Genomic DNA, 25493 nt, shown 5'->3' on the forward strand with positions numbered 1-25493 from the left:
AAACCAGTCTGCGCCGATGGTACTATTGCTCAAGCACTGGAAGAGTAGGGCGTCGCCAGGCATTGCAGCTCGCGCATATATCGAAAAAAAACCCTTCACAATCTCAAGAGACTTCTCCCACAACACAAGAAGTCCTCCCCCCAATCCCGGCTGCACCACATGGCCCCATATTAAACCCCAAATATAGAGCGATGTTTCGTGCGCCCATTGCGCGGCACATTCGCCAGGCTGTTTGCCGCGTTTCGTTGCCCGACGATGCGGTGATGGGGACCATGTGCGTCGTCTATTGGCGGTGGCACTGATCCTGGACGGCAGAAGCCGTAGCGAGGCAGCGAAAGTTGCCGGGGTGACGCTGCAAATCGTTCGTGACTGGGTTTTGCGGTTCAATGAGTGCGGCCCTGATGGCCTGGCAACGCGCAAGGCCCCCGGGTGGGGTCATGTTGGTGGCGGTCCAGGTCTCGTTGATGAACACGAGACGTTCCGGGTCCAGATCAATCTGGCCATCGAACCAGTCGTGCCGCTGCTTCAGGACGTCGGGCCGGTCCTGCTCGATGGCATGAGCAGTCCCCTCGACAAGCTCAGGAGAGCTTTTTTTGCGCGTCATGCCACGGCGTACGAAGAAGCGGTGAAGACCGGCCACAGAGACGGTCAGGCCAATCTCGGCCAGCCCCGTGCGCTCTTCAAGCGTGATATCTTTACGCGCTTCCCAGATGGACAAAATCTCGGCCGCCCGCTCTTCAACCCTGCGCGAGCGCATATCGCCCCCGTGAGGCTTGGGGGCAACGTTGCCGGTCAACCGGCGTTGCCCGAACCACCGGATCGCCGTTGATGGCGCAATACCAAACCGAACCGCTGCCGCCCGACAACTCAGGCCCTGGTCAAGCGCCGCCAAAACGCGGACACGCAAATCCATCGAAAGAGCCGTCCATGCCAGTTTCTTCACCGGCACGAGGGATGAAGCAGAAAATCAGTCAGTTGGGAATCCTCGCCCGATTCATAGCGGTCGAAAAACGCTCTAATGGTTGGGATCAATGAGTCCTGAGCCTACAAGAGATCCATTCCGAAATTAACGACCATTGTCTCATCGGGCTGTGCGGCAAGCGAATAGATGCGCTCCATCTCTACCCAACTCATGTTGGGTGCGAAGGGCAATGGACGCTGGAAACTGCGCATCAGCGTATCCCAGGCTACTACATCCGGGTTGGCCGCGTCGCGCGTCGTTTTGATCGCAGGATCGATCGCCAGTTCATTATCCTGTTCGAGGATCATCATCATCCGGTCGCCGACCATCCAGATTTGCAGGTCGATAACGCCGTCGGCCCGAATCGCGGCGGTCACGGCAGCGGGCGGTCCGCCCGGCGCATGCCAGGCGCGATAGCGCGCGATCATCGCCGGATCGTCCACCAAATCGACCGCGAAACAACGACGGACAATCTCTCCCATTTTTCTTCTCCCGGTTGACGAGTCCATCTAGTCTAGATATTCATCATATGTCTTACAAGATGGAGAGGCTGAATGGCTCGGCTTTATGGCGGCGATGTGTCGAAACGACATATCGCCGAACGATCCGGCGCGCTGTCGCAATTTGCCGGCGTGCGGTTGATGACCCTGGGCGACGGCGTCGAGCGCGGCGTGCGGATGCTGCAATTTCGCACGGGATCGGGCCTGACATTCACCGTGCTGGTCGATCGCGCCATGGATATTGCCGAATGCGACCATAGCGGGCGCGCGGTTGGCTGGCATTCGCCGTCGGGCTTTCGGCATCCGGGCCTGCATGATTATGAGGGCGAGGGTGGGCTTGGCTGGTTCCGCTCCATGTCGGGCCTCAACATCACCTGCGGCCTGGACCATATCTTGTTCATGCACGACGATCCGGCCGGCCATTATCATTATGGGCCGCGTCAGTCGGTTGCCTCCTCGCTGCATGGCCGCATCGGCACGGTCCCGGCGCAATTGACCGGCTATGGCGAGCAATGGGACGGGGATCGCTGTACCTTCTGGGCGGAGGGCATCGTGCGCCAGTCGACCGTGTTCGGGGAGGATCTGCACCTCATCCGCCGGATCGAGGCGGACCTTGGCGGGGATGACATCCGCCTGACCGATCGCGTCGTCAATCACGGCTTCTACCGCACGCCGCACATGTTCTGTTACCATATCAATGTCGGTCATCCGGTGGTGGCGGAAGGCGCGCGCTATGTCGCGCCGATCCGCGACGTGCTGTGGGCCGCCCACGCCGATGACTATCAGGCGCAGGGCGTGGGCTATCGCACTTTGCCCGCGCCGATCGTCAATTTCCACGAACAGGTGTGGCAGCATGACATGGCGCCCGACGCCGATGGCCGGGTCGAGGTCGCAATCGTCAATGAGGCGCTGGGCTTCGGCTTTTCAGTCGTCACCCTTAAAGATCAGTTTCCGGCCATGTTCGAATGGCAGAATCTTCACGCCGGCCATTATGCGGTGGGAATCGAGCCATCGACCAACCATGTCCTGGGCAAGGATTTCGCGCGCGAGCGGGGTGAACTGATCGAACTGGAGCATGGCGAGGAGCGTCGCTACGATACGATCCTGCGCGTGCTGCCGGACGCGGACGCCGTGTCCGCCGCCCTCGCCCGGATCGAAGGCGTCCAGCGCCAGCCCGACGAGGAATATCCCCTTCCGTCAGGCATTTTCCCGCCGATCGGAGGCGCGGCATGAAGGGGCGGACGATCCTTTACACCGGCGCGGCCGGCGGGCTGGGGCTGGACACGACGCTGCTGCTGATCGAACGGGGCGCGACCGTGATCGCGGTCGACAATGATCCGGCGAAGGTCGCGCGCCTGACCGAGGCCGCGGCAGGTAAGGGGCCGGGGCGGCTGATCGTTTCGACCGCCGACCTGTCCGACCTGGCCAGCTTTCGCACGACATTGGATGCACTCATCGCCGAGCAGGACGGCTTCGACATCGTCATCAACAATGCGGCCATCTACCCGTCCAAGCCCTTCGAGGATTTTACCATCGAGGAGCATCAACGGGTCCAGCGCATCAATGTCGATGCCGGGATCGTGGCGGTGCAGGCGGCGTTGCCGGCTATGCGGGCGAAGGGCTTCGGCCGGATCATCAATATTTCCAGCATCACCATTTCGGGCGGTTGGGCGAACCTGTCTCCCTATGTCGCATCGAAGGGCGCGCTGGTAGGCCTGACCCGCGCCTGGGCGCGCGAGTTCGGCCCCGACGGTGTGACCGTCAACGCGATCGCACCGGGGGCCTTCCCGACCGATGCGGAGAAAATCCATCCCGATCCCGAAGGCTATGACCGGATGGTATTGGATGCGCAGGCAGTCAAGCGCCGTGGCACGGCCGCAGATATCGCACACGCCATCGCCTTTTTCGCCGCCGACGAGGCAGGCTTCATCACTGGCCAGACGCTGCATGTGAATGGCGGCTGGGTCATGGCCTGAAGGACCAGATATGACGATACTCAAGGATATTCGCGTTCTCGACTGTTCGATCGCCATGGCCGGCCCCTTCGCGGCGCAGCGGCTGGGCGACATGGGCGCCGACGTCATCAAGGTCGAACCGACCAGCGGTGAATGGCAGCGACATGCTTCGGCCGGCGGCGCGACCGGCAACAGTGTCAACGTCTCCTTTCTCTCCCTCAACCGCAACAAGCGGTCGCTGGCGATCGACCTCAAGTCGCCGGAGGGCAAGGCGGTACTGCTGGACATGGTGAAAGAGGCCGACATCTTCCTCCAAAATTATCGTCCCGGCGTCGCTGAGCGGCTCGGGGTCGATTATGCCACCCTGTCGGCGATCAACCCGCGCCTCATCTATGTGTCGATGTCCGGCTATGGCGAGGATGGTCCCTATCGCCTCTATCCGGGGCAGGATCTGTTGTTACAGGGCATGTCCGGCGCCATGCTCTCGGCCGGGGCGGAAGGCGCACCGCCGTCGCCGGCTGGCCAGTATCTGGTCGATGCCGTCACCGCCTACACCGCCTTCGAGGGCGCGCTGGCTGCGCTCTTCCACCGCGAGCGGACGGGCGAAGGGCAGTTGGTGCAGGTCAATATGCTCGACGCGATCACCACCATCCAGATGCAGGAATTGTCGGTCTTCACCGTCGGCGGCAAGGCGCAGATGCGCTCGGCGCAGCCGCATGCGCACAGCTATATCCGCGCGCCCTATGGCGTTTTCGCGACGGCGGACGGCTATATGACGCTGGCCATGGCGTCCCTGAAGACGCTGGGGCAGGTGCTGGCCGATCCCTTCTTCGCCGAACTGGATGAGGAGCGGGACGGCTGGACCCAGCGCGACGCCATCTTTGCGCAGGTGAAGGCGCATTTGGTGACGCGCGACACCGCACACTGGCTGGAGACGTTCCGCGCCGCCGACATCTGGTGCGGCCCGGTCTATGGCTATGCCGATCTCGTCGACGATCCGCAGATCCGCCACAACGGCACCTTCGTGGAATATGACCACGCGACCGAGGGTCGGGTGAAGGTGCCGGGCTTCCCGATCCGCTTTTCCCGCACGCCGTCCGCCATTACGCGCGGCGCGCCCTTGGTCGGCGAACATAGCCGGGAGGTGCTGGCGGAAACCGGACGGAGCGAGGCGGAGATCGCGCAACTGATCGAATCCGGCGTGGTGCGCCAGCACGCATGAGCCTGCCAGAGTATCGCGGCCTGACATGGGACCATCCGCGCGGCTATCGTGCGCTGGAGGCGGCGGCGCGTGATGTCGCGCCGGGGCAGGGATTGACCATCGGCTGGGATCGCCACTCGCTGGAGGGGTTCGAAGCTGCGCCGATCGCAGACCTGGCTGACCGCTACGACCTGATCGTGCTGGATCACCCCCATGTCGGGGAAGCGGTGGCGCAGGATTGCCTCCAGCCGATGGAAAGCCTGTTCGACGCGCAATGGCTGGCGGAACTGGAGACGGCGGCGATCGGCCGGTCGCTTGCCAGCTATCATTTTGCCGGGTCGCACTGGGCGCTGCCGCTGGATGCCGCGACGCAGGTCACGGCCTATGCGCCCGACCGGATGGAAGCGCCGCCCGCGACATGGGACGCGGTGTTCGCCCTTGCCGCGCGTCAGCCGGTGGCGCTGTCGCTGGCCGGACCGCATGCGATCCTGTCCTTCCAGTCGATCGTCGCCGCGCTGGGCGGGGCGCGACCGGCAGAAGGGTTCGTGGATCGACAGGCCGGGCGCGACGCCTATGCGATCATGACGGCGCTGACCGGTGCGACCAGCCGCGCGTTCCTGCACGCAAATCCGATCGCCCTGCTCGAAGCGATGGCGGCGGGTGAGCCGATCGACCTTGTGCCGCTCGTCTATGGCTATGTGAATTATACCGCTGGTGGCCGGGTCGGTTTCGCCGATGCGCCGCGCGGGCCGGGCGGCATCGGCTCGATCCTGGGCGGAACCGGCATCGCCGTGTCGAAACGCTGTGTCGTGACGCCGGTGCTCAGGACGCATCTGCTCTGGTTGATGGGTGAGGCGGCGCAACGGCACTTCATTCCCGCGCAGGAAGGCCAGCCTTCGCTCCGCGCCGCATGGAGCGATCCGGCGGTCGATGCGCGTTGGGGCGGCTTCTACAGCGGCACCCGTGCGACGCTGGAATCGGCCAGCCTGCGCCCGCGCCATGACGGTGCCATCGCCTTCCAGACCGAAGCGTCGGCCCTTTTACGCACGGGCCTCATCGAAGACGAACCGGCCGCCGCCGTGCTGAATGCCATAGAGGCGGCCTTCCACCGCCATCATCGCGAAGGAACCGAGTTATGAGCGCCCAATTGCGCTTCGACATTGCCGATCATGTCGCCACCATCACGCTGAACCGGCCTGACAAGCTGAATGCCATGACGCCGGAAATGGCGGCGGCTTTGGTGGAGGCGGTGGCACATTGCAACGCATCCGATGCGGTGCGCGTGCTGATCGTGACCGGCGCGGGGGAGAAGGCCTTTTCCGCCGGCTCCGACATCACGACGCTGGATGCCTATGCGACCCCATGGGATTTTCGCAACCGGCAGGATTATTGCGACGCCCTGCGCGCCTGCCGCAAGCCGGTGATCGCGGCGATCAATGGCTATGCGCTGGGCGGCGGGCTGGAAACCGCCATGGCCTGCGACATTCGCATTGCGTCGAGCAACGCCCGCTTCGCCGCGCCGGAAATCAAGCTGGGCTGGATCGGTGGTGGCGGCATGGCGGTCGGCCTCGCCCATTCGATCGGCATGTCGAACGCGGCATTGATGCTCTATACCGGCGACATGGTGAGCGCCGAGCAGGCGCTGGCCTGGGGGCTGGTCAGCGAGGTGACGCCGCCCGACCAGTTGATGGCGCGGGCGCAGGCGATCGCCGCGACCATATCGCAGCGGGCGCCGATCGCGGCCGAAACCGCCAAGCTCAACCTGCGCGCGGCGCACCAGATGCCTTATGACAAGGCGATCGACTATGAGCGCGACTTGCAGGCCATCTGCTTCGCTACCGCCGATGCCACCGAAGGCCGGGCCGCCTTTGCCGAACGGCGCGCACCTAATTTCCGGCGGCGCTGAGGCATGGACATGTCCCCCGCCGCCATCCTGCCGACCGACCCCGACGCGCTGCTGTTCGGCCGCATCTGGCGCCCCGACTGCGACGGGCCGTCGATCGTCCGCGTCGATGGCGATCGACTGATCGATATCTCCACCTGCTTCGCGACCGCGCGCGACCTGTGCGAAAGTGCGTCTCCGGCGCAGGCGCTGCGCGACGCGAAGGGCGAGGATGTTGGTGCCCTTTGCGACATCCTCGCCAACACGCTGCCGGACCTGCGCGACCCCACCCGACCCTGGCTGCTTTCACCTGTCGATCTGCAAGCGGTGAAGGCGGCCGGCGTGACCTTCGTCACCTCCATGCTGGAGCGGGTGATCGAGGAAAAGGCACGCGGCAATCCGGAAGCGGCAGCGCATATCCGGGCGCAGGTGCAGACGCTGGTGGGCGATGATCTCCGCCACTTGCGGCCGGGATCGGATGCGGCGGCGCACCTCAAGCAGACGTTGATCGAGGCAGGCGCCTGGAGCCAGTATCTCGAGGTCGGCATCGGTCCCGACGCCGAAATCTTCACCAAGGCGCAGCCCATGGCGACGGTCGGCGCAGGCAGCGCGATCGGCGTCCACCCCGCATCGGTCTGGAACAACCCGGAACCGGAGGTCGTGCTGGTCATCGCGTCGGACGGGCGGATCGTCGGCGCGACATTGGGCAATGACGTCAATCTGCGCGATGTCGAGGGGCGGTCGGCGCTGTTGTTGGGGAAGGCCAAGGACAACAATAGCGCGGCGGCGGTCGGCCCCTTCGTTCGCCTGTTCGACGGTGGTTTCGACCTGAAGGCGGTGGAGGCGATCACCGTCACGCTCCGGGTCGATGGCCGCGACGGCTTCGTCATGGAAGGGCGATCGGCCATGGCGGAAATCAGCCGCCCGCCCGCAGAGCTTGCCGCGCAGGCCGTGAACGCGCATCATTCCTATCCCGATGGCCTCATCCTCTATCTTGGCACCCTGTTCGCACCGACGCAGGACCGGGGCGATCCGGGACGAGGCTTTACCCATGCGGAAGGAGACGAGGTGCAGATCGGTTGTGACGAATTGGGCATGCTGGTGAACCGGGTGACGGCGACCGACCGGGTCGAACCCTGGACCTTCGGCACGGCCGCGCTGATGCGTAATCTGGCGAAGCGAGGCCTTTTGTGAGCGCGAGGCCCCGTATCCTGCTGACCCGCCGCTGGCCTGAAATGGTGGAGCAGCGATTGGCCGCGCGCTATGACGTCACCTTCAACCACAGCGACCGGCCGATGGACGCGGCGGCGCTGATTCAGGCGATGCGTGACCATGATGCGCTCTGCCCGACCGTGACCGACCGGGTGACGCGCGACATTGTGCTCGCCGAAGGGCGGCGGGCGCGGATCATCGCCAATTATGGTGCGGGTTACGAGCATATCGACCTTGCGGCCGCACTGGAGGCGGGGCTGCCCGTCACCAACACGCCTGATGTGCTGACGGAAGCGACGGCGGACATCGCCATGACCCTGATGCTGATGGCGATGCGCCGGGCAGGCGAGGGCGAACGCGAATTGCGCGCCGGCGACTGGACTGGCTGGCGGCCCACGCATCTGGTCGGCCAGTCGCTGGACGGTAAATTGCTGGGGCTGGTCGGCTTCGGCCGGATCGCCCGCGCAGTGGCGAAGCGGGCGCAGGCGTTCGGCATGCACATCGCCTATCACAGCCGCCGCCCGGCCGACGATATGCCCGCCGATGCCTATGTCGCTGATCTGGGCGCGCTGGCGGAGCAGGCGGATATCCTGTCGCTGCATGCGCCAGGCGGTGCGGAGACGCGCCATATGGTCGATGCCGCGCTGCTGGCGCGGATGCCGGCCCATGCGGTGCTGGTGAACACCGGGCGCGGGACGCTGATCGATGAGGGCGCGCTGGCGCAGGCGCTGGCCGACCGGCGGATCGCGGCGGCCGGGCTGGATGTCTATGAGGCTGAGCCGCAGGTCCATCCCGGCCTGATCGCCCTGCCCAATGTCGTGTTGCTGCCCCATCTGGGCAGCGCCACGATCGAGGCGCGGACCGCCATGGGGATGAAGGTCGCGGACAATCTCGACCGCTTCTTTGCCGGAAAGCCGTTGTTTGACCCCGTCGCTTGACCGGATCGCGGCGACGACGCGGGCTTGGCTGGCGGCGGCGAACGGTCCGCTGATCCTTGGCCTGTGTGGCGCGCAGGGATCGGGCAAGTCGACGCTTGCGAGCGGCTTGCAGGCGCTGATGGAACAGGACGGGCATCGCACCGCCATCCTGTCGCTGGACGATCTCTATCTGGGGCGGCAGGCGCGCGCGCAACTGGCGGCGGACATCCATCCGCTGTTCCGCACCCGCGGCGTCCCCGGCACCCATGATGTGGCGCGGGGCATCGCCTTGCTGGAGGCGGCCAAGGCGGGAGAGCCGCTCCTGCTGCCACGCTTCGACAAGGGGCGGGATGAACCCCTGCCGCAGGGCGATGCTGTCGATGGGTCGGTCGACCTGCTGATCTTCGAGGGCTGGTGCGTCGGTGCGCGACCGCAGGCGAAGGCAGACCTTGCGCCGCCGGTCAATGCGCTGGAGCGGGACGAGGATCGGCACGGCATCTGGCGACGGCATGTCAATCGCCAGTTGCGTGGCCCCTATGCGGAACTGTTTTCCTGGATCGACCGACTCGTCCTGCTTGCCGCGCCCGATTTTTCGGTGGTGCGCGGCTGGCGCGGGCAGCAGGAGGAGGCGCTGCTGGCGCGGGGCGCCGACAGGGCGATGGATGCTGCCGAACTGGATCGCTTCGTACAGCATTATGAGCGGCTGACCCGCCATATATTGGCCGAGATGCCGGCGCGCGCCGACCTGCTGCTGCCGCTGGACGAAGCCCGTCGACTGAGGACTTCCGCATGATAATCTCGTCTCCGCTCGATTATCGCGAGGCGGCGCGGCGGCGCCTGCCGCGCTTCCTGTTCGATTATGTCGATGGCGGCGCCTTTGGCGAGGAGACGATGGCTGCCAACCGCGCTGACCTTGCCGATATCAAGCTGCGCCAGCGGGTGCTGCGCGACATATCGGCGCTCAGCCTGGAAACGACGCTGTTCGGCGAGAAGCTGGCGATGCCGCTGCTGCTCGCGCCGATCGGCCTTGGCGGCATGATGCGACGGCGCGGCGAGTTGCAGGTGGCCCGCGCCGCCGCCCGCGCCGGCATCCCCTATATCCTCTCGACCGTCAGCGTCTGCTCCGTGACCGAGGTGGTCGAGCATGTCGGCCAGCCCGTCTGGTTCCAACTCTATGTGCTCAAGGATCGCGGGTTCATGCGTCATGCTCTGGAACGGGCGCAGGCGATGGGCGTGACCAAATTGGTCTTCACCGTGGACATGCCACTGCCCGGCGCGCGCTATCGCGATGGCCATTCGGGCATGAGCGGCCCCAACGCGCCGCTGCGCCGGATGATGCAGGCGATCGGGCGGCCGGGCTGGGCCTGGGACGTCGGCCTGCTGGGCCGGCCGCATGATCTGGGCAATGTGTCCGCCTATCGTGGGCAGCCCACCGATCTGGCCGACTATATCGGCTGGCTGGGCGCCAATTTCGATCCGTCCATCACCTGGTCCGATCTGGAATGGATCAGGGACGCATGGAAGGGGGAGATGATCGTCAAGGGCATTCTCGATCCCGATGACGCGCGGGACGCGGTGCGGTTCGGCGCGGACGGGATCGTCGTGTCCAACCATGGCGGGAGGCAACTGGACGGCGCACTGTCCACTGCGCGGGCGTTGCCGGGGATCGCAGATGCGGTCGGCAACGACCTGACCGTGCTGGTCGATGGCGGTGTGCGGACCGGGCTGGACGTGGTGCGGATGCTGGCTTTGGGGGCGCATGGCGTGCTGCTGGGCCGGGCCTATATCTATGCGCTGGCGGCGCAGGGAGAGGCCGGCGTCACCCGCCTGATCGACCTGATCGCGCAGGGGATGAAGGTGTCGATGGCATTGGGCGGCGCCAAATGCGTCAACGAGTTGGACAGGTCTTCGCTGGTTTGACGACCAGCACAAGGGGTTGGCAGTCCTCTCTCATTATGTAATACGTCATACAACATAATGAGAGGATCGCAGCATGAACAGCGTTATCGAACGCGCCAACTTCAGCCGGCGCGCCCTGACCTTGGGCTTCGGCGCAGCTTTCGCCATGGCGTCCGTCCCGGTGCGGGCAGCCGGATCGCTCAGCGGCTTTCACGATGTGCGCGACCATGGCGCGAAGGGGGACGGGATCGCGATCGATTCCGACGCCATCAACCGCGCGATCGAGGCGGCGAGCACGGCCGGCGGCGGTACGGTGGTGGTGCCGCCGGGCCATTATCTCTGCTTCTCCATTCGCCTGAAAAGCCACATCACCCTGTTGCTGATGCCCGGCAGCCTGATCGAGGCCGCCGATCCGCGCCGGCACAAAGGCCGCTACGACCTGCCCGAAGGCGTCTATGAGGAGCAGTTCATCGATTATGGCGTCGCCCATTTCCATAATGCGCTGATCTATGGCGACGGCGTCACCGATGTCGCGATCGTCGGGCGCGGATTGATCCACGGCCTGGGGCTGGACCGGGAAGGGCCGCCACCGCGCTGGCACGGGATCGAAGGGTGGAAGTCGCCCAAGGAACAGGGCCTGACCGCCGACGCGGCGCGCCGGGCGATCCCGCGCGAAATGGAATATGAAGGGCGCGGGAACAAGGCGGTGGCGTTGCGCCGCTGCCGCAATGTGCTGCTGCGCGACTTCACCATCCTGCAAGGCGGGCATTTCGCCTGCTATGTGCTGGGATCGACCAATGTCACCATCGACAATCTGACCATCGACACTGATCGCGACGGTATCGACATCGATTGCTGCCGCGATCTGCGCGTCACCAACTGCATCGTCAATGCGCACAAGGATGACGCCATCGTCCTGAAGAGCAGCTATGCGTTGCAGGAGCCGGTCTTTTGCGAGGATATCAGCGTCATCGGCTGCAAGACAAGCGGCTATGATCTGGGCACGCTGATCGGCGGCCAATATCGCCCGTCCACCTATCGGTCGACCGACAATGTCGGCGTGCTGGGGCGGATCAAGCTGGGCACTGATTCCGCCACCGGATTTCGCAACGTCCTGATTTCGGGCTGCACCTGCGAAAATACGCGGGGGCTGCAAATGGGCGCGATCGACGGCGGTGTGCTGGAGGATGTGACGTTCAGCGACATCAACCTGCGCAACACGGTCAATCATCCGATCTTCGTGCGGCTGGCGGCGCGCAACCGGGCGCCGCGCGGCAATGGTCCGTCAAAGGTGCGGCGGGTGCGCTTTTCCGACATCAACGTGTCCGGCGCATCCGGTCCCTATGCCTGCGGTATCGTCGGCAATCCGGGCGCGCCGATCGAGGATGTGAGTTTTTCCAACGTCCATGTCCGCTCCGCAGGCGGCGGCAGCGCGGCGGATGCAGCCCGCGCCATCCCCGAACGGCCGGCCAGCAGTCTGGAACCCAGCTTCATGGGGGCTTTCCCGGCGCATGGCCTGTTTGTCCGGCACGCCCGCAACATCAGTCTGCGCGACGTCAGCTTCGATGTCGAAGCGGCGGATGCGCGCCCCGCCATCCTGTTCGACGATGTGCAGGGCGCGATGGTCGATGGCCTGCGGTCGCGCCAGCCTCGCGACACGGCGATCCGGTCGACCGCGAGCAGCGGCATCCAGATCGGCGATATCCAGACCTTGAGCTGAAGGAATGACGATGCGTTCCAGTTTCGTACTTGCCCTGCTGCTGCCGGGCGTCGCCCAGGCCGCCACCGAAACGCCGCTCGCCGACGGGTGGCGCTTCGTCAAGGCGGACGCCGCCGGTGCGGAGGCGCCCGGTTTCGATGATCGCGCATGGGCGCCGGTCAGCGTGCCGCACACGTACAATGCCGAGGATAGCGGCATCGGCGGGGCCAAGGCGCGGGGCGAACCGGAGGGCGTCTATTATCGCGGCCCGGCCTGGTATCGGCTGGAGATCGACCACAAGCCGCAGCCGGGCCAACGCTATCTGCTGCATTTCGGCGGCGCGACATTGAAGGCCGACATCTGGCTGAATGGCCGCAAGCTGGGCGAACATCAGGGCGGCTATGGCGCGTTCCGCATCGACGCGACCGACGCGCTGAAATTAGGGCGCAACCTGCTGGCGGTGCGGGTCGACAATAGCCGTGACACCCATATCGCGCCGCTCAATGGCGACTTCAACATCTTCGGCGGCCTCTATCGCCGCGTGTCGCTGATCGCGGTGGATGCGCTCGCGATCGACCGGCTCGATCATGCGGGGCCGGGGGTGCAGGTGCGCACCAGCGCGCTCCAGCAGCGCCGCGCGACGATCGACGTCGCGGTGGCGGTGCGGAATGATCGCGCTGCGGCTGCGCGCTTCACGCTTGCCAGCCGGATCGTGGACGCCAGCGGCAAGACGGTGGCCCGTTCCGTAACGCCGGCCACGCTCGCTCCCGGCGCGCATGAAGCGGTGAAGCAGACGATCGCGCTGCCCAATCCGCAGCTCTGGGCAGGGCGCGCTTCGCCCTATCTCTATCATGTCGTGACCGATGTGGTGGAGGGCGGCCGCATCATCGACAGCCAGACCGTCCCACTGGGCGTGCGGACCATCGCGGTGAAGCCGGACGGCCGCGTGCTGCTCAATGGCGCACCCTATCCACTGCACGGCGTCAACCTTCAGCATCCCACCCGCTTCGGGCGCGGGCCGATTGTCACCGACGCAGAGATTGACGAGGATCTGGGCATTTTCGCCGATATGGGCGCGACCGCGATCCGGCTGGCCCATATGCAGCATCCGCAGCGCGTCTATGAGCGGGCGGATGAACTGGGCCTGCTGCTGCTGACCGAAGTGCCGCTGATCGACGATCATGATCCGTCGGATGCTTTCAGGGAAAATCTGGTCGAACAGATGCGCGAACTGATCGCGCAGACGGGCAATCATCCCTCGGTCGCGCTGTGGGGCATCGGCAATGAAATCCGCAAGTCGGACGCCGCCTCCAACCGCATTCTGACCGAATTGCAGGCGACGGCCAAGGCGCTCGATCCGACCCGGCCTACCACCTATGCCCATTGCTGCCTGGAGGATAGCGATCCGATCGCGCAGCATAGCGACACGGTATCCTACAACCGCTATTTCGGCTGGTACTGGACCAAATCGGAAGATATCGGGCCATGGGCCGACGAACTCCATGCCAAGCTGCCCGGCCGGCCGATCGGCGTCAGCGAATATGGCGCGGGGGCCAGCATCCTGCACCAGGAAGACCCGGTGGTGAAGCGCCCGGAATCCAACGGCTATTGGCATCCCGAACAATATCAGACCGATTTTCATATCAAACATTGGCGCGAGATGAAGAAACGACCCTTCCTCTGGTCGACTTTCGTCTGGGTCGGGATCGACTTCCCCTCCTTCAAACGCAACGAAGGCGACCGGCCGGCGATCAACGACAAGGGACTGGTGAGCGAGGATCGCAAGGTCCGCAAGGACGCCTATTATTGGTATCAGGCCAATTGGTCGGATGTGCCGATGCTGCACATCGCCAGCCGCCGCGACGTCGCCAAGCGCACGCAGCGGGTGAAGGTGCAGGTCTTTTCCAACCAGCCGGCGGTCGAACTGCGCCTGAACGACGGGGCATGGACCCGCGTGCCGGTGGACGACCATATCGCAGCCTGGGACGTGGACCTGACCAAGGGCGACAACCGGGTGGAGGCAAGGGCGCAGGCTGGCGGCAAGATGCTGACCGACGCAGTAGGCTGGACCTGGACAACACGGCCCTGACGTACAAAAAAGGCCGCCCGACGGAATCGGGCGGCCAGCGGGGGGATAGGGTTCGTCGTCAGCGCAGGGTCAGGGCCGCACGCCAGCCTCGTCGATCACTTTCTGCGCGTCGGCCGGCCAGTCGCGATTGGGCAGCAATATGTTGTCGCGCGCGACATTGCCGATCTCCTCCAGCCAGCGGCCGCCAGTGCTGTTGGATATATGCCAGTTGCCGGTTGCGACATTGTCGGTCGAGATGCGGCGTTTGAACATCTTGCCGGCCGTATTGATGTTCAGCCATTTGCCGCGTGTCTCCACGACATTGCCGGTCACGCGGAAATGCTTCGATCCTTCGTCCAGATAGATGGCGATCTTGTCACCAATGTCGAAGATGTGGTTGCCGCGCACGATCGCACCCGGATTGGCCGACAGGTTGTAGATCGCCCCGCCATCCATGAACCAGCTTTTCACGCCATGGATACGGTTTCCTTCGACCAGCGTGTCACGCAGCGTCGTGGGCGTTGTATATTTGACGTTATGGACATAGCCTTTGGCGTTCTCGTCATAATTGGGATTGCCGCCGGCGTCATTATAGCCCCAGCCCCAACCCACGGCGATGCCGTCATAGGGCGCGTCGCTGATGTCGTTATGGACGATGCGCGCGCCGCTGACATAGGTGGTCAGGATCGCAGCATTATCCTTATAATCCTGCGACACGGTGGCGACGACATTGTCCTCTATCATCAGGTCGCGGTTGATGAGCGCGGCGTCTTCGGGATGATGCGCCTGCACCCGGATGCCACCGGCCATGATGGCGCTGCCCGACAGGACCGTGAAGCGGTTGCGCGACACGCGGATGTTGCTGGTGGCAAGGCCGACGCCCGACAGGTTGGCGTCCGGGTTGTTGCCGATGCCAAGGCCGATCTGTCCCAGTTGCGAGAATTGGTTGCGTTCAAAGACGATGTCGCGCGCCGCCGACACCTGCACGGCGGCGGGCATCTGGTTCCATTTCTGGCGCATGGATTCAAATTCGACGCAGCCCCATCCGCAGGTCTTCCAAGCCTCCGCCGGCCGTATGGGGGAGGTTTCGAGCAGGAAGGAGCCGCTTTGCTGATTGGCATAGCCGGTCGGGCGCGACGGGCCGAGCCAGCTGCTGTGCGAAAAGCGCAGCCCCTCGAACCGGAGCCGCTCGACCGGGGCGGCGGGGGTGCCGCTGATCGAGACCAATGTTTCGAGGCGCGGGAGTATCACACGACGCTGCGCGATATCTTCGTCCAGTCCCATGCGCAGATAGAGTTTCCCCGCCTGCGGGTCGATGACCCATTGATAGGGCTTGCTGTGCCACTCATTGGTCTTGTCGACAAATTCCAGCGCATTGGCCAGGAACAGCCGACTGTCCTGCGGGAAGATCGGCTTGGTGACCGTGTCATAGCCCCAGCTATTATTGTCCCAGGCCGGTTGCGCCATGGTGACGCGATTGCCCGCGATCGCCCGTACCGGCGACACCCGATCGGTGAAGAAGCCGGTCGCCTGCAATTCCAGCCGTTCGGGATGCGCGAGCGTGGACAGCCATTGCAGGTCGGGATTGGTGATGGTGAAGCCGGCGGCGTCGAAAGCGACGTCCGACGCGCGGATTTCGATCCAGGGTCGTTCGGCCAGCGTGTCGTCCACCCAGAGCTGGCGCGCGTCGATCCCCTTGGGCACGTCCGCGACATAGAGGCGGCGTTCGGCATCATAGGGTTTGAAGCCGCTGACCAGTTGCCCGCCCGACAGCATCGGATGCGCGCCCTCGGCCGCGCGCCAGGTGACGCTATGGCCGTTCAGCCCGCCATCGGACTGGCGGAAGAGCAGGGGGGCGTCGAGGCTGTAGGTGCCGTCGGCCAATATGACGGCCACATCGTGCTTCGCATTATTCGCGCGCACCAGCGCCTGCGCGCGGGTCAGCGAGCGGACGGGTCGCGCCTGCGTGCCCGGCGCCTTGTCGTCGCCTGCGGGCGAGACATGGACCTGCACCGGTCCCTCCTGCGCGGTCGCCGCCATCGGCATCACCGCCGCCAACGCCATGCACAAGCTGCCCTTCATCCTGTCTCTCCTCGTCCTGCGCTCTTGCCGGCGCTTGTTCGCATCAGTTGACCCAGCCGCCGTCGATCACATTGATGGTCCCGGTGGTGAAGGCCGATTCATCGGATGCCAGATAGACGGCCAGCGCCGCCAGCTCCGTGACCCGGCCGAAGCGGCCCATCGCCTGCCGCGCGGTGAACTCGGCATAGGCCTTGTCGAAATCGCCGGTGTCATGCAATCGCTGGATCAGCGACGGCGTCTCCACCGTGCCGGGGCAGATGGCGTTGCAGCGTATCCCCTTGGTCACGAAATCGACCGCCACCGATTTGGTCAGGCCGATCACCGCCGCCTTGGTCGCGCCATAGGCGAAGCGGTTGGGCACCGCCTTGATGCTGGAGCAGATGGACGACATGTTGATGATCGATCCGCCGCCGCGCGCGATCATGTTCGGCAACACAGCGCGGATCATGCGATATTGGGCGGTGACGTTCAGGCTGTTGGAAAAGGCCCATTCCTCTTCGTCACAATCCAATATGGTGCCGGCATGGACCCGGCCGGCGCAATTATAGAGGATGTCGAGGTCGGGATATTGCGCCGCGACGGCCTTGACCGCGTCGGCACTCGTGACGTCCAGCGCAAGCGTTTCCGCACCGTCCAGATCTGCCAGCGCATCGGCGCGCACATCGGTCGCAATGACGCGCGCGCCTTCCCTGACGAAAGCCTCCACCGTGGCGCGGCCGATCCCCTGTCCCGCCGCCGTCACCAGCGCGGTCTTGCCTGCCAGCCGTCCCATGTCCTGCTCCTGTTTAGATAATATGTATGATGTTTAGGCGATGGATCGGAGGACTGTCAATCGTGCCGATGGTCCGGGCGCAAATATCCGTTTGACTCTTAAATCTACATATGTTGATCTAAGCACATGAGCCGGAAACGACAGCCCTCGAAACAGATGCGCCTTCTCCTCGACATCCTGTCGGGTGCGCGGGACCAATGGCGGCATGGCTATGACCTGATGAAAGAAGCGGGTCTGGCGTCCGGTACGCTCTATCCCTTGCTGATGCGGATGACGGAGCAGGGCCTGGTCGAGGCCGAATGGCGTGAGCCGGTCCAGCCGGGACGCCCGCCTCGCCATGCCTATCGCCTGACCGCCGCCGGCATGGCGCTGGCGCTGGAACGGCCCGGCCATCCCGATCCTTTCTCTTCCGGGGAGGCGCTGGCATGACAATCTCCTTGTCTCGCATCATCATGACCCTTGCCACGGCGTCCATGGGCGAAAGCCGACGGGAATGGGCCATGGCGATGGAGGCCGAATTTGCGGCGGCGGCGGCCGACGATGCACAGTTTCGTTTCGCGACCGGCTGCCTGATCGCGGCATGGCGCGACATGCTGCGGGTCGAGGAAGGGCGTTTCATGCTGACCAGCTATGCCCTGGCGCTCGGCCTGATCCTGCCCATGGCCGCGTTGCAGGTCGGATGCGCGCTCTTCGGACTGCCCTATCTGTACCCCGGCGGCGGCGGACTGGCGGGCGCCTTGCTGGAGGGCCGCGCCCATGAGCATCTGCTGCGCAACCTCTATCAGGCCGCCATCCTGCCACTGGCCCTGCTCCAGCTTCTGATCGGCTTTGGCCATGTGCGGGTCGCCTGGGGCATGCTGGAACGGGACTGGGCCGGTGTCACACGGACCGGCACAGCCATATTGGCCGGCGCGGTGACGCTCATCCTCTTCATGAGCATATTTTTCCTCGACAGTCGCCAGGCGCTGCTGCTGGGGAGCATAGTCGGCGTCGAACTTGCCATCATCGCGATCCTGGCGCGATGGCATGCCCGGCTGCCGATCGGGATCGGGCAGCCCGGTTAGCGATACCGGCGCTTCCATTCGACCAACAGCCTGTCAGTCCCTTCGGGTGCACCGCCCCGAAGCGTGAGGCCCTGCGCCTGCAAGCGGTGCCGTGATGCGACGCGCCTGTCGCTGAAAAGCAGCAACGGGGTATTTCCCCCATATGATGGAGAAGGTCTATGTCCTATCTGCAACGGCGCCTGCGCGCCCTGATCGTTCCTGCGGCGGCCCTGTGCATGGGCGGGGCGGCGGTGGCGCAGCCCGGCGCGGCGCAACCGTCAACCTTCCTGGGTGCATGGGAACTGGACCTGAGCCGGATGCCCGCCGATTATGGCCCCCCGCCAAAGCGCGTCCTCTACACGTTCGAAGATGCCGGCGCAGGCCAATGGCGCACGAAGATCGACATCACGGCGCAGGATGGCGGCGTCCGGCATATGGCGGTCCAGTATCGCCGCGACGGCAAGATGGCGCCGGGCGAGGGAGACACGGGGGAGGCCGACAGCGCCGCCTTCATGTCCCCGGCGCCGAACATTTTGGTGATGAGCCTGGCAAAGAACAAGGCGCTGGGGTCGGTGCGCGTCTATGCCCTGTCCGCCGATGGCAGGGAGATGACGGAATCCGCCGCCAATGTGAACGGAGCCGGCGCACCCTTCGTGCGCAATTTCCACTTCACCCGGCTACGCTGAGGATTGGAATCCGCCCTCCTTTTCCTGCCACCGGGTCGCGGCACGAAAGGGAGGGTCAGGCATGAAAAAGTCCGCGCCGGTCGGTCCTGCCGACAATGGCATCGCCCTGCGAACGGGTAGGCCGGCGCGGTCGGGATCAGACGAACTTATGCTCCTGTGTGCCCAGCTTCTCGATGCCCAGCGTCACGACGTCGCCGGCCTTCAGATACCAGGGTTCCGGCTTCTGGCCCAGACCCACGCCCGGCGGCGTGCCGGTAGTGATGATGTCGCCGGGCAGCAGGGTCATGAACTGGCTGACATAGGAAACGATCTGCGCGACGGTGAAGATCATCGTCTTCGTGCTGCCATCCTGCTTGCGATTCCCGTTGACGTCCAGCCACATGGACAGGGCCTGCGGATCGCCTACTTCATCGGCGGTCACAAGCCAGGGGCCGACCGGGCCGAAGGTCGGGAAGCCCTTGCCCTTGTCCCAGGTCGCACCGCGCTCGGTCTGCCATTCGCGTTCGGACACGTCATCGACCACGCAATAGCCCGCGACATGGGCCAGCGCGTCGGCTTCGCTGACATTGTGCGCGGTGCTGCCGATGATGACGCCCAGCTCGACTTCCCAGTCGGTCTTGCGCGATCCGGCGGGGATGGTGACGGGGTCGTTCGGTCCCTGAATGCAGCTCACCCATTTGTTGAACACGACCGGTTCCGCCGGAATCGGCAGATTGGATTCGGCGGCATGATCGGCATAGTTGAGGCCGATGGCGACGAACTGGCGCGTACCCGCGACCGGCGGGCCATAGCGGACCGGGCCTTCGATCAGCGGCAGGGTCGCCGGGTCGATCGCCGCCAGTCGGGCAAGACCATCCGGCCCGATTGCCGCACCGTCAAGGTTGGCGACATGGCCGGACAGATCGCGTATATGGCCATCGGCGTCGACCAATGCGGGGCGTTCCTGACCGGCGTCCCCGATACGGCATAATTTCATTTTTTGATGTCCTTCCTTACAGTTTCTGCCGAAGCGGCATGGACAGCCGCGTCTATATTTGTATGATGTCGTATGTTTTGACAGAGCGCAAGGCTCGGTGGCTGGAGAGAAATTGGGCCGATGGATGAGCAACGCATGGCGCGGCCGCGCATCCTGGATTCGCACCAGCATTATTGGCGGATCGGCGGGCCGGGGCAAGCCTGGCCGGATGCCGACTGGCCTTTGCTGTATCGCGACTTCCTGCCCGCTGATCTGCGCGCCGCGACGCAGGGACTGGACATGGCCGGCACCGTGCTGGTCCAGTCGCAGCCCGACGATCGCGATACCGACTGGATGCTGGATCTGGTTGCGGACGATCCGCTGGTGCTGGCGGTAGTCGGCTGGGTCGCGCTGGATGATCCCGGCGCACCGGCGCGGATCGCGCAGCTCGCCCGCCATCCCAAATGCGTCGGCCTGCGTCCGATGTTGCAGGGGATGGAGGATAGCGCATGGATATTGCGCGACGCCTGCGCCCCGGCGATCGAGGCGATGCTGGTCCATGGCCTGCGCTTCGACGCGCTGATCGAGCCGCGCCATCTGCCTGTGATCGCGCGCCTGGCCGATCGCTGGCCCGACCTGCCGATCGTGATCGACCATGGGGCCAAGCCCTTCGCGGCCGATGGACTGCTCGATCCGTGGCGCGACGATCTGGCCGCGCTGGCGCGCTTGCCGAACATCTGGTGCAAGCTGTCGGGCCTGCGCACCGAACAGGCGCCGGGGCAGGCGGCCGATGCGCTGGCCCCCTATGTCACCCATATCCTGACACATTTCGGTGATCGGACGATGTGGGGCAGCGACTGGCCGGTGCTGCTGCATAGCGGCGATCGCTACAGCGACTGGGTCGATGATGCGCTGCGTCTGGCGGGCGATCTCGATGCAGATGGTCGTGCCCGCCTGTTCGAGGGCGCGGCGCGCGCCTTTTACGGCCTTGGGGCATAGGAAGCGGTCATGACGCTGGATTTCGGGACGCTGGATTTCGGGACGCTGGGCTTTGGAGCGGCGGCAATCGGCAATCTCTACCGCGCCATCGCGGAGAATGATGCGCAATCGGTTATCGAACAAGCCTGGGCGGCCGGTTTGCGCTATTTCGACACCGCGCCCCATTATGGCTTCGGCCTGAGCGAAAAGCGGCTGGGCGCAGCGCTCGCGGACCTCGATCCGGGCGCGACCGCGATCATCTCGACCAAGGTCGGGCGGCGGCTGGATGCGACACCTGATGCCGACCTGTCGCAGGTGCGGCAGGGGTTCCTGTCGCCCGAACCCTATGAAAGCCGGTTCGACTATAGCTATGACGCCGTCATGCGCTCCTGGGAAGCAAGCCGGGTGCGGTTGCGACGCGACCATATCGACATTCTCTATGTCCATGACATCGGCCGTTTCGCCCATGGCGACGCCCACCCCGCCCGGATGCGCGAATTTCTGGACGGCGGATTCCGCGCGATGCAGGAACTGCGCGCCTGTGGAGCCGTGCGGGCGATCGGCCTGGGCGTCAACGAAACCGCCGTGTGCGAGGAGATATTGGCCCATGCCGATATCGACCTGATCCTGCTGGCGGGGCGCTATACCTTGCTGGAACAGGCGCCGCTGGATGGCCTCCTGCCGCTCTGCGCGGCGCGCGGGGTGCGGATCATCCTGGGCGGGCCATATAATTCGGGCATATTGGCGCAGGGCGTCCGGCATGGCGGGCCGGTCCATTATGATTATGGTGCGCCGCCCGCCGCCATCGTCGACCGGGTCCGGCGGATCGAGGAACAGTGCGACCGGTTCGGTGTGGCGCTGGCCGCGGCCGCGCTGCAATTCCCGATCGCCCATCCGGTGGTGGCCAGCGTCATCCCCGGCATCGGATCGACCGCGCATCTGCACAGCGCCATCACGCACATGGCCCAACCCATCCCCGCCGCCTTCTGGGACGCGCTGCGGCAGGAAGGGGTGATCGACCGTCGGGCACCCGTGCCAACTGGCCGTTAAAACAAGACCCGTTCGCCCTGAGCCTGCCGAAGGGCGCGCTGTCCTACACGCGCCTCTCTGGTCTATAGACTGACCGAAGGGCGCCAGTCGTCCCTCGCAACATAATATCCTATTCCCGCATCAATATGTCAGGATGTACGGGAAATATGCGAAGTTAAGCGGCGCATGTCCTATTTTCAGGCCCGCCGCAGCACGGTGCAGCGGGCCTTTCTCAACCCTATTCCGCTATCGGAACGCTGACCCGTTCCAGTCGGGGCGACAACAGATGCACCGCCGCCAGCGCGATGAAATAGGCGCTCGCGGCCACCGCGAACAGCGGCGTATAGCTGCCGATGCTGTCGAGGACATAGCCGGCATATTTGGCCATCGCCATGCCACCAATCGCACCCACCGTGCCGCCGATGCCCACGACCGATCCCACCGCGCCGCGCGGAAACAGGTCCGACGGCAATGTGTAGAGATTGGCGGAAAAGGCCTGATGCGCCGCCGTCGCGATGCCGATGATGAGGACCGCCACCCACAGATTGTCGATCGACTGGGCGAAGAAGACCGGCAGCACCGCGCAGGCGCACAGCAACATGGTCAGCTTGCGCGCGGCATTGACGCTCTTGCCCGCCTTCATCAGCCGCCCGGACATCCATCCGCCCGCGACACTGCCAAGGTCCGACAACAGATAGATGGCGACCAGTGGCGGCCCGAAGCTCAGCAGGTCGAGGCCATAGCGCGTGCCCAGATAGCCCGGCAGCCAGAACAGGAAGAACCACCAGATCGGGTCGATGCAGAATTTGCCGATGGCATAGGCCCATGTCTCCCGGACGGTGATCAGGCGGCCCCAGCCGATCGGTTCGACCGGATCGGCCGGATCCTGCCGGATATAGGCCAGTTCCTCGGTCGAAATCTTCTTATGCTCTTCCGGCCGGCGATACAGCGTCAGCCAGGCGATCAGCCAGAGGACTCCGAAAATGCCGGTGGCATAGAAAGCCACGCGCCATCCATAGGCAACGGTCAGCCATGGCACCAGCAACGGCGTCACGATCGCGCCGATATTGGCCCCGGCGTTGAACAGGCCGATGGCGAAGGCGCGTTCCTTCTGCGGAAACCATTCGGTCACCGCCTTGATGCCCGCCGGAAAATTGCCGGATTCGCCGACGCCCAGGCCAAAGCGGGCCATCGCGAACTGGGTCACGCTATGCACCCCGCCATGCGCCATATGGGCGATGGTCCAGATGACGACGGCAATGGCATAGCCAAAGCGCGCGCCGACCAGATCGACGATCCGGCCGAAACCCAGATAGCCCACGGCATAGGCGGCCTGGAACCAGAAGACGATATTGGCATAGTCGGTTTCGGACCAGGCCATTTCCGCCGACAAGGTAGGCTTCAACACCCCGATCATCTGGCGATCGACATAGTTGATCGCGGTCGCCGCGAACAACAGGCCCACCACGACCCAGCGATAGCGGGTGGGCGGGCGATCCTCGATCCGTACGTCCTTCATCATCCTGCTCCTGTTGCGGCTCCTGGCGTCCGCTGTTTATCGCGCTGGCTGGGCCTCGATCCGGCAGGTGAGGGTGCCAAGCGGGCCGAAATCGGTTTCCACCTGCTGCCCCGGCCTGACCGGATGGACACCGGTAACCGCCCCGGTGGAAATCCACCAGCCCGCTTCGACCGCGATGCCGCGCTGGGCCAGATTTTCCAGCAGAAAGCGGACCGATCCGATCGCGCCATGATTGAAGGCGGCGGCCGTGCCCGCACCGATCGTCTCCCCGTCGATCCGGGTGGTGATCGGCTGGTCGGCATAGCTGCCATCGCGCCAGTCGGCGACTGCCGGACCGATCAGCAGGCCATTATTATTGCCGAAATCGGAAACCGTCACGGCCGGCCCATGGCCATTGATGCCAGGAAAGGGCGAGCTGGCGATCTCGATCCCGATATGGACGGCATCGACAAGGGCGGCGGCCTCTTCCAGCGTGAACTGCTGCTGGTCGGGTGCAGGCGGCGTGCCGATCCGAAACAGAAACTCCGCCTCGACCGCGCCAAAGCCGTCGGCGAAAACGAAACCGGTCGCCGGCCCATCCACCCAGGCCACTGTCGGTGCGAAGATCGGCCCGGCGAGCCGGTCGCACCCATAGCGCACATCCAGCGGCGGCAGGATGCGCCCGACCTTCCAGCCCGCGACCGGCTCGGTGACCCGCGCCAATGCTTCGGCCTGGATGGCATAGCCCTCTTCCAGCGTCTGGGGCTGGGTACCTGGATAGTCCTTCAGGCCCGTCGCGGCCCGTCGTGCGGCCACGAAATGGTCCGCTATGGCTCCTGCTCCGTTGTTTGCGTTCATGGAACGTCCTTTTCTGAGATTTGCCCTTGCGGTAATGGAAACCGGTGTCATTGGCAAGCGGGCGCATCTGGCGTTGCTTCGATTGTGCGGTATAAGGCGACATGGCAAAGCAGAAGCAGGATGAGGGGCAGGCGCCCAAGCTGACGATCAACGACATCGCCCGCATGGCCGGCGTGTCGAAAAAGACCGTCAGCCGGGTCATCAACCGGTCGCCGCTGCTGAATCAGGACACCCGCGACAAGGTGGAAGCGATCATCCGGGATACCGGCTATGTCCCCAATCCGCAGGCGCGGGCGCTGGCGCTGGGGCGCAATTTCCTGATCGGCCTCGTCTACGACAATCCCAATGCCCAGATGATCCTGAGCATGCAGAAGGGCATATTGGAAGCGCTGCACGGCACGGAATTCGAACTGGTGATACGCCCCGTAGATCGCGGCTCCAATCTGGTGATGGACGATATCAAGAGTTTCGTGACCCGCCAGCGCCTGTTCGGTGTGGTCATCCTGCCGCCCATGTCGGAAAATGACGCGCTGGCGCGGATGCTGGATGAAGAAGGCTGCCGTTATGTCCGCATGGGATCGGCGGTGCTGGATGATGCCGAACATATGGTGGCGTCGAATGATCGCGAAGCGGTGGCCGACGCGGTGCGCCACCTGATCGCGCAGGGGCACCGCCGCATCGGCCTGATCGCCGGGCCGCATGGCTTCCGGTCCGCGCAGGAGCGGCGCGAGGGGTTCGAACTGGCGCTGAGGGAGGCGGGGATAAGCCTGCCCCGCAGCCTGATCGCAGATGGTCAGTATACGTTCGAATCGGGGCTGTCCGCGTCCGAAAGCCTGTTGGACCTGTCGCCCCGGCCGACCGCGATTTTTGCCAGCAATGACGAGATGGCGGCTGGCGTTCTCTATGCGGCGCGGTTGCGCGATATTGCCGTGCCGGAGCAATTGTCGATCATCGGCTTCGACGACACGCCGGTCACGACCCGCGTCTGGCCGCCGCTGACCACGGTGCGATGGCCGATCGTCGCCATGGGGCGGGCAGCAGCGTTGAAGCTGATCGGCACGGCGATCGGTGAAGGATCGGAAGTCAATGAACCGTCGATGTTCAGTTCGACGTTGATCCGGCGCGGATCGGTTGCGCCGCCAGCGACAAGCTGATATCGGCCATGTATGACACCGGTGTCCAACTGGACAGGACGGAGAGGAGATTTCGATGTTCGAGAAGACCTATTATGCGACGCATCCCGACATGATGGAGTGCGTATCGAACGAGGAATTGCGGGATCGCTATCTGATCGGCGG

At 64.7% G+C, this 25493-nt stretch carries 23 protein-coding genes and 3 pseudogenes; 19 read left to right on the top strand and 7 right to left on the bottom strand.

The features are described 5' to 3' along the window. Positions 1–292: 292 nt before the first annotated feature. Positions 293–370, top strand: a pseudogene (locus tag ASE85_RS24430) (hypothetical protein); the annotation flags it as partial. Between the two features lie 39 nt (positions 371–409). Here the strand turns inward: ASE85_RS24430 and ASE85_RS23080 are convergent. Both ASE85_RS23080 and ASE85_RS13670 read right to left on the bottom strand, forming a co-directional pair. Next, positions 410–913: pseudogene (locus ASE85_RS23080) on the bottom strand (IS630 family transposase); the annotation flags it as partial. Between the two features lie 131 nt (positions 914–1044). Then, complete coding sequence (locus ASE85_RS13670; protein ID WP_056689354.1) at positions 1045–1443, bottom strand: L-rhamnose mutarotase; 399 nt, start codon at positions 1441–1443, stop codon at positions 1045–1047. A 72-nt stretch (positions 1444–1515) separates the two neighbouring features. Here ASE85_RS13670 and ASE85_RS13675 point away from each other — a divergent pair, with 72 nt between their 5' ends. From ASE85_RS13675 to ASE85_RS13725, 11 genes are all read left to right on the top strand, one after another. Then, complete coding sequence (locus ASE85_RS13675; protein WP_056689356.1) at positions 1516–2694, top strand: aldose 1-epimerase family protein; 1179 nt, start codon at positions 1516–1518, stop codon at positions 2692–2694. Next, positions 2691–3437: an SDR family NAD(P)-dependent oxidoreductase gene (locus ASE85_RS13680; RefSeq protein WP_056689358.1), complete on the top strand. Its 747-nt coding sequence runs from the start codon at positions 2691–2693 to the stop codon at positions 3435–3437. Before ASE85_RS13675 ends, ASE85_RS13680 begins: the two co-directional genes overlap by 4 nt. 10 nt (positions 3438–3447) lie before the next feature. Further along, positions 3448–4638, top strand: a complete 1191-nt coding sequence (locus ASE85_RS13685) for a CaiB/BaiF CoA transferase family protein (protein WP_056689360.1) — start codon at positions 3448–3450, stop codon at positions 4636–4638. Further along, positions 4635–5756, top strand: coding sequence for an extracellular solute-binding protein (locus ASE85_RS13690; protein WP_056689362.1), 1122 nt, complete (start codon positions 4635–4637; stop codon positions 5754–5756). The genes ASE85_RS13685 and ASE85_RS13690 overlap by 4 nt, the downstream gene beginning before the upstream one ends. Next, positions 5753–6523 (top strand): enoyl-CoA hydratase/isomerase family protein, encoded by a 771-nt coding sequence (locus tag ASE85_RS13695; RefSeq protein WP_056689364.1) that lies wholly within the window; start codon positions 5753–5755, stop codon positions 6521–6523. Before ASE85_RS13690 ends, ASE85_RS13695 begins: the two co-directional genes overlap by 4 nt. 3 nt (positions 6524–6526) lie before the next feature. After that, positions 6527–7693, top strand: coding sequence for a fumarylacetoacetate hydrolase family protein (locus ASE85_RS13700; RefSeq protein ID WP_056689366.1), 1167 nt, complete (start codon positions 6527–6529; stop codon positions 7691–7693). 41 nt (positions 7694–7734) lie between these two features. Further along, complete coding sequence (locus ASE85_RS13705; protein ID WP_056689368.1) at positions 7735–8649, top strand: 2-hydroxyacid dehydrogenase; 915 nt, start codon at positions 7735–7737, stop codon at positions 8647–8649. Continuing rightward, a complete protein-coding gene (locus ASE85_RS13710) occupies positions 8633–9421 on the top strand; it encodes a hypothetical protein (protein ID WP_056689370.1) in 789 nt (262 codons plus the stop codon). Before ASE85_RS13705 ends, ASE85_RS13710 begins: the two co-directional genes overlap by 17 nt. Beyond that, complete coding sequence (gene lldD / locus ASE85_RS13715) at positions 9418–10548, top strand: FMN-dependent L-lactate dehydrogenase LldD (RefSeq protein WP_056689372.1); 1131 nt, start codon at positions 9418–9420, stop codon at positions 10546–10548. Before ASE85_RS13710 ends, lldD begins: the two co-directional genes overlap by 4 nt. Positions 10549–10621: 73 nt before the next feature. After that, entirely contained in the window at positions 10622–12247 is a 1626-nt protein-coding gene (locus ASE85_RS13720) for a rhamnogalacturonidase (protein ID WP_056689374.1), read from the top strand. A 10-nt stretch (positions 12248–12257) separates the two neighbouring features. Then, on the top strand, positions 12258–14315 hold the full coding sequence (locus ASE85_RS13725) for a glycoside hydrolase family 2 protein (protein ID WP_235523540.1): 2058 nt from the start codon (positions 12258–12260) through the stop codon (positions 14313–14315). A 69-nt stretch (positions 14316–14384) separates the two neighbouring features. On the opposite strand, the gene ASE85_RS13730 is transcribed toward ASE85_RS13725, so the two are convergent. Together ASE85_RS13730 and ASE85_RS13735 are read right to left on the bottom strand one after the other, a co-directional pair. Then, positions 14385–16376 (bottom strand): DUF1565 domain-containing protein, encoded by a 1992-nt coding sequence (locus ASE85_RS13730; RefSeq protein WP_056689378.1) that lies wholly within the window; start codon positions 16374–16376, stop codon positions 14385–14387. Between the two features lie 43 nt (positions 16377–16419). Next, a complete protein-coding gene (locus ASE85_RS13735; protein WP_056689381.1) occupies positions 16420–17148 on the bottom strand; it encodes an SDR family oxidoreductase in 729 nt (242 codons plus the stop codon). A gap of 126 nt (positions 17149–17274) precedes the next feature. Between ASE85_RS13735 and ASE85_RS13740 the strand changes: the two genes are divergently transcribed. The 3 genes from ASE85_RS13740 (at position 17275) to ASE85_RS13750 (ending at position 18877) form a co-directional block, all read left to right on the top strand. Further along, positions 17275–17577 (top strand): PadR family transcriptional regulator, encoded by a 303-nt coding sequence (locus tag ASE85_RS13740; protein WP_235523541.1) that lies wholly within the window; start codon positions 17275–17277, stop codon positions 17575–17577. Continuing rightward, positions 17574–18212 carry a hypothetical protein gene (locus ASE85_RS13745; protein ID WP_056689384.1) on the top strand — a complete coding sequence of 213 codons (639 nt, stop codon included), beginning with the start codon at positions 17574–17576 and terminating at the stop codon, positions 18210–18212. The genes ASE85_RS13740 and ASE85_RS13745 overlap by 4 nt, the downstream gene beginning before the upstream one ends. 158 nt (positions 18213–18370) lie before the next feature. Beyond that, entirely contained in the window at positions 18371–18877 is a 507-nt protein-coding gene (locus ASE85_RS13750) for a hypothetical protein (RefSeq protein ID WP_235523542.1), read from the top strand. 136 nt (positions 18878–19013) lie between these two features. Here ASE85_RS13750 and ASE85_RS13755 read toward each other — a convergent pair whose 3' ends face one another. Then, on the bottom strand, positions 19014–19853 hold the full coding sequence (locus tag ASE85_RS13755) for a fumarylacetoacetate hydrolase family protein (protein ID WP_056689385.1): 840 nt from the start codon (positions 19851–19853) through the stop codon (positions 19014–19016). A gap of 120 nt (positions 19854–19973) precedes the next feature. Between ASE85_RS13755 and ASE85_RS13760 the strand changes: the two genes are divergently transcribed. After that, complete coding sequence (locus ASE85_RS13760; protein WP_235523543.1) at positions 19974–20831, top strand: amidohydrolase family protein; 858 nt, start codon at positions 19974–19976, stop codon at positions 20829–20831. A 9-nt stretch (positions 20832–20840) separates the two neighbouring features. Further along, a complete protein-coding gene (locus ASE85_RS13765; protein WP_056689387.1) occupies positions 20841–21860 on the top strand; it encodes an aldo/keto reductase in 1020 nt (339 codons plus the stop codon). Between the two features lie 217 nt (positions 21861–22077). Here the strand turns inward: ASE85_RS13765 and ASE85_RS13770 are convergent, their stop codons facing one another. Together ASE85_RS13770 and ASE85_RS13775 are read right to left on the bottom strand one after the other, a co-directional pair. Next, entirely contained in the window at positions 22078–23361 is a 1284-nt protein-coding gene (locus ASE85_RS13770; protein WP_056689389.1) for an MFS transporter, read from the bottom strand. A gap of 33 nt (positions 23362–23394) precedes the next feature. Continuing rightward, positions 23395–24195 carry a 2-keto-4-pentenoate hydratase gene (locus ASE85_RS13775; protein WP_056689392.1) on the bottom strand — a complete coding sequence of 267 codons (801 nt, stop codon included), beginning with the start codon at positions 24193–24195 and terminating at the stop codon, positions 23395–23397. A gap of 101 nt (positions 24196–24296) precedes the next feature. On the opposite strand from ASE85_RS13775, the gene ASE85_RS13780 reads away from it, so the two are divergent. Both ASE85_RS13780 and ASE85_RS23960 read left to right on the top strand, forming a co-directional pair. Beyond that, a complete protein-coding gene (locus ASE85_RS13780; protein WP_056689394.1) occupies positions 24297–25349 on the top strand; it encodes a LacI family DNA-binding transcriptional regulator in 1053 nt (350 codons plus the stop codon). A 55-nt stretch (positions 25350–25404) separates the two neighbouring features. Then, positions 25405–25493: pseudogene (locus ASE85_RS23960) on the top strand (5-dehydro-4-deoxy-D-glucuronate isomerase); the annotation flags it as partial.

The sequence above is a fragment of the Sphingobium sp. Leaf26 genome (assembly GCF_001421665.1).
Lineage (GTDB): Bacteria > Pseudomonadota > Alphaproteobacteria > Sphingomonadales > Sphingomonadaceae > Sphingobium.

Excerpts from the sequence above, each read along its gene's own strand:
- ASE85_RS13700 (WP_056689366.1), top strand. The coding sequence starts at position 6,527 with ATGGACATGTCCCCCGCCGCCATCCTGCCGACCGACCCCGACGCGCTG.
- ASE85_RS13760 (WP_235523543.1), top strand. The coding sequence starts at position 19,974 with ATGGATGAGCAACGCATGGCGCGGCCGCGCATCCTGGATTCGCACCAG.
- ASE85_RS13765 (WP_056689387.1), top strand. The coding sequence starts at position 20,841 with ATGACGCTGGATTTCGGGACGCTGGATTTCGGGACGCTGGGCTTTGGA.
- lldD (WP_056689372.1), top strand. The coding sequence starts at position 9,418 with ATGATAATCTCGTCTCCGCTCGATTATCGCGAGGCGGCGCGGCGGCGC.
- ASE85_RS13740 (WP_235523541.1), top strand. The coding sequence starts at position 17,275 with ATGAGCCGGAAACGACAGCCCTCGAAACAGATGCGCCTTCTCCTCGAC.
- ASE85_RS13780 (WP_056689394.1), top strand. The coding sequence starts at position 24,297 with ATGGCAAAGCAGAAGCAGGATGAGGGGCAGGCGCCCAAGCTGACGATC.
- ASE85_RS13770 (WP_056689389.1), bottom strand. The coding sequence starts at position 23,361 with ATGATGAAGGACGTACGGATCGAGGATCGCCCGCCCACCCGCTATCGC.
- ASE85_RS13730 (WP_056689378.1), bottom strand. The coding sequence starts at position 16,376 with ATGAAGGGCAGCTTGTGCATGGCGTTGGCGGCGGTGATGCCGATGGCG.
- ASE85_RS13705 (WP_056689368.1), top strand. The coding sequence starts at position 7,735 with ATGGTGGAGCAGCGATTGGCCGCGCGCTATGACGTCACCTTCAACCAC.
- ASE85_RS13745 (WP_056689384.1), top strand. The coding sequence starts at position 17,574 with ATGACAATCTCCTTGTCTCGCATCATCATGACCCTTGCCACGGCGTCC.
- ASE85_RS13670 (WP_056689354.1), bottom strand. The coding sequence starts at position 1,443 with ATGGGAGAGATTGTCCGTCGTTGTTTCGCGGTCGATTTGGTGGACGAT.
- ASE85_RS13685 (WP_056689360.1), top strand. The coding sequence starts at position 3,448 with ATGACGATACTCAAGGATATTCGCGTTCTCGACTGTTCGATCGCCATG.
- ASE85_RS13735 (WP_056689381.1), bottom strand. The coding sequence starts at position 17,148 with ATGGGACGGCTGGCAGGCAAGACCGCGCTGGTGACGGCGGCGGGACAG.
- ASE85_RS13775 (WP_056689392.1), bottom strand. The coding sequence starts at position 24,195 with ATGAACGCAAACAACGGAGCAGGAGCCATAGCGGACCATTTCGTGGCC.
- ASE85_RS13680 (WP_056689358.1), top strand. The coding sequence starts at position 2,691 with ATGAAGGGGCGGACGATCCTTTACACCGGCGCGGCCGGCGGGCTGGGG.
- ASE85_RS13755 (WP_056689385.1), bottom strand. The coding sequence starts at position 19,853 with ATGAAATTATGCCGTATCGGGGACGCCGGTCAGGAACGCCCCGCATTG.
- ASE85_RS13750 (WP_235523542.1), top strand. The coding sequence starts at position 18,371 with ATGTCCTATCTGCAACGGCGCCTGCGCGCCCTGATCGTTCCTGCGGCG.
- ASE85_RS13725 (WP_235523540.1), top strand. The coding sequence starts at position 12,258 with ATGCGTTCCAGTTTCGTACTTGCCCTGCTGCTGCCGGGCGTCGCCCAG.
- ASE85_RS13690 (WP_056689362.1), top strand. The coding sequence starts at position 4,635 with ATGAGCCTGCCAGAGTATCGCGGCCTGACATGGGACCATCCGCGCGGC.
- ASE85_RS13720 (WP_056689374.1), top strand. The coding sequence starts at position 10,622 with ATGAACAGCGTTATCGAACGCGCCAACTTCAGCCGGCGCGCCCTGACC.
- ASE85_RS13695 (WP_056689364.1), top strand. The coding sequence starts at position 5,753 with ATGAGCGCCCAATTGCGCTTCGACATTGCCGATCATGTCGCCACCATC.
- ASE85_RS13675 (WP_056689356.1), top strand. The coding sequence starts at position 1,516 with ATGGCTCGGCTTTATGGCGGCGATGTGTCGAAACGACATATCGCCGAA.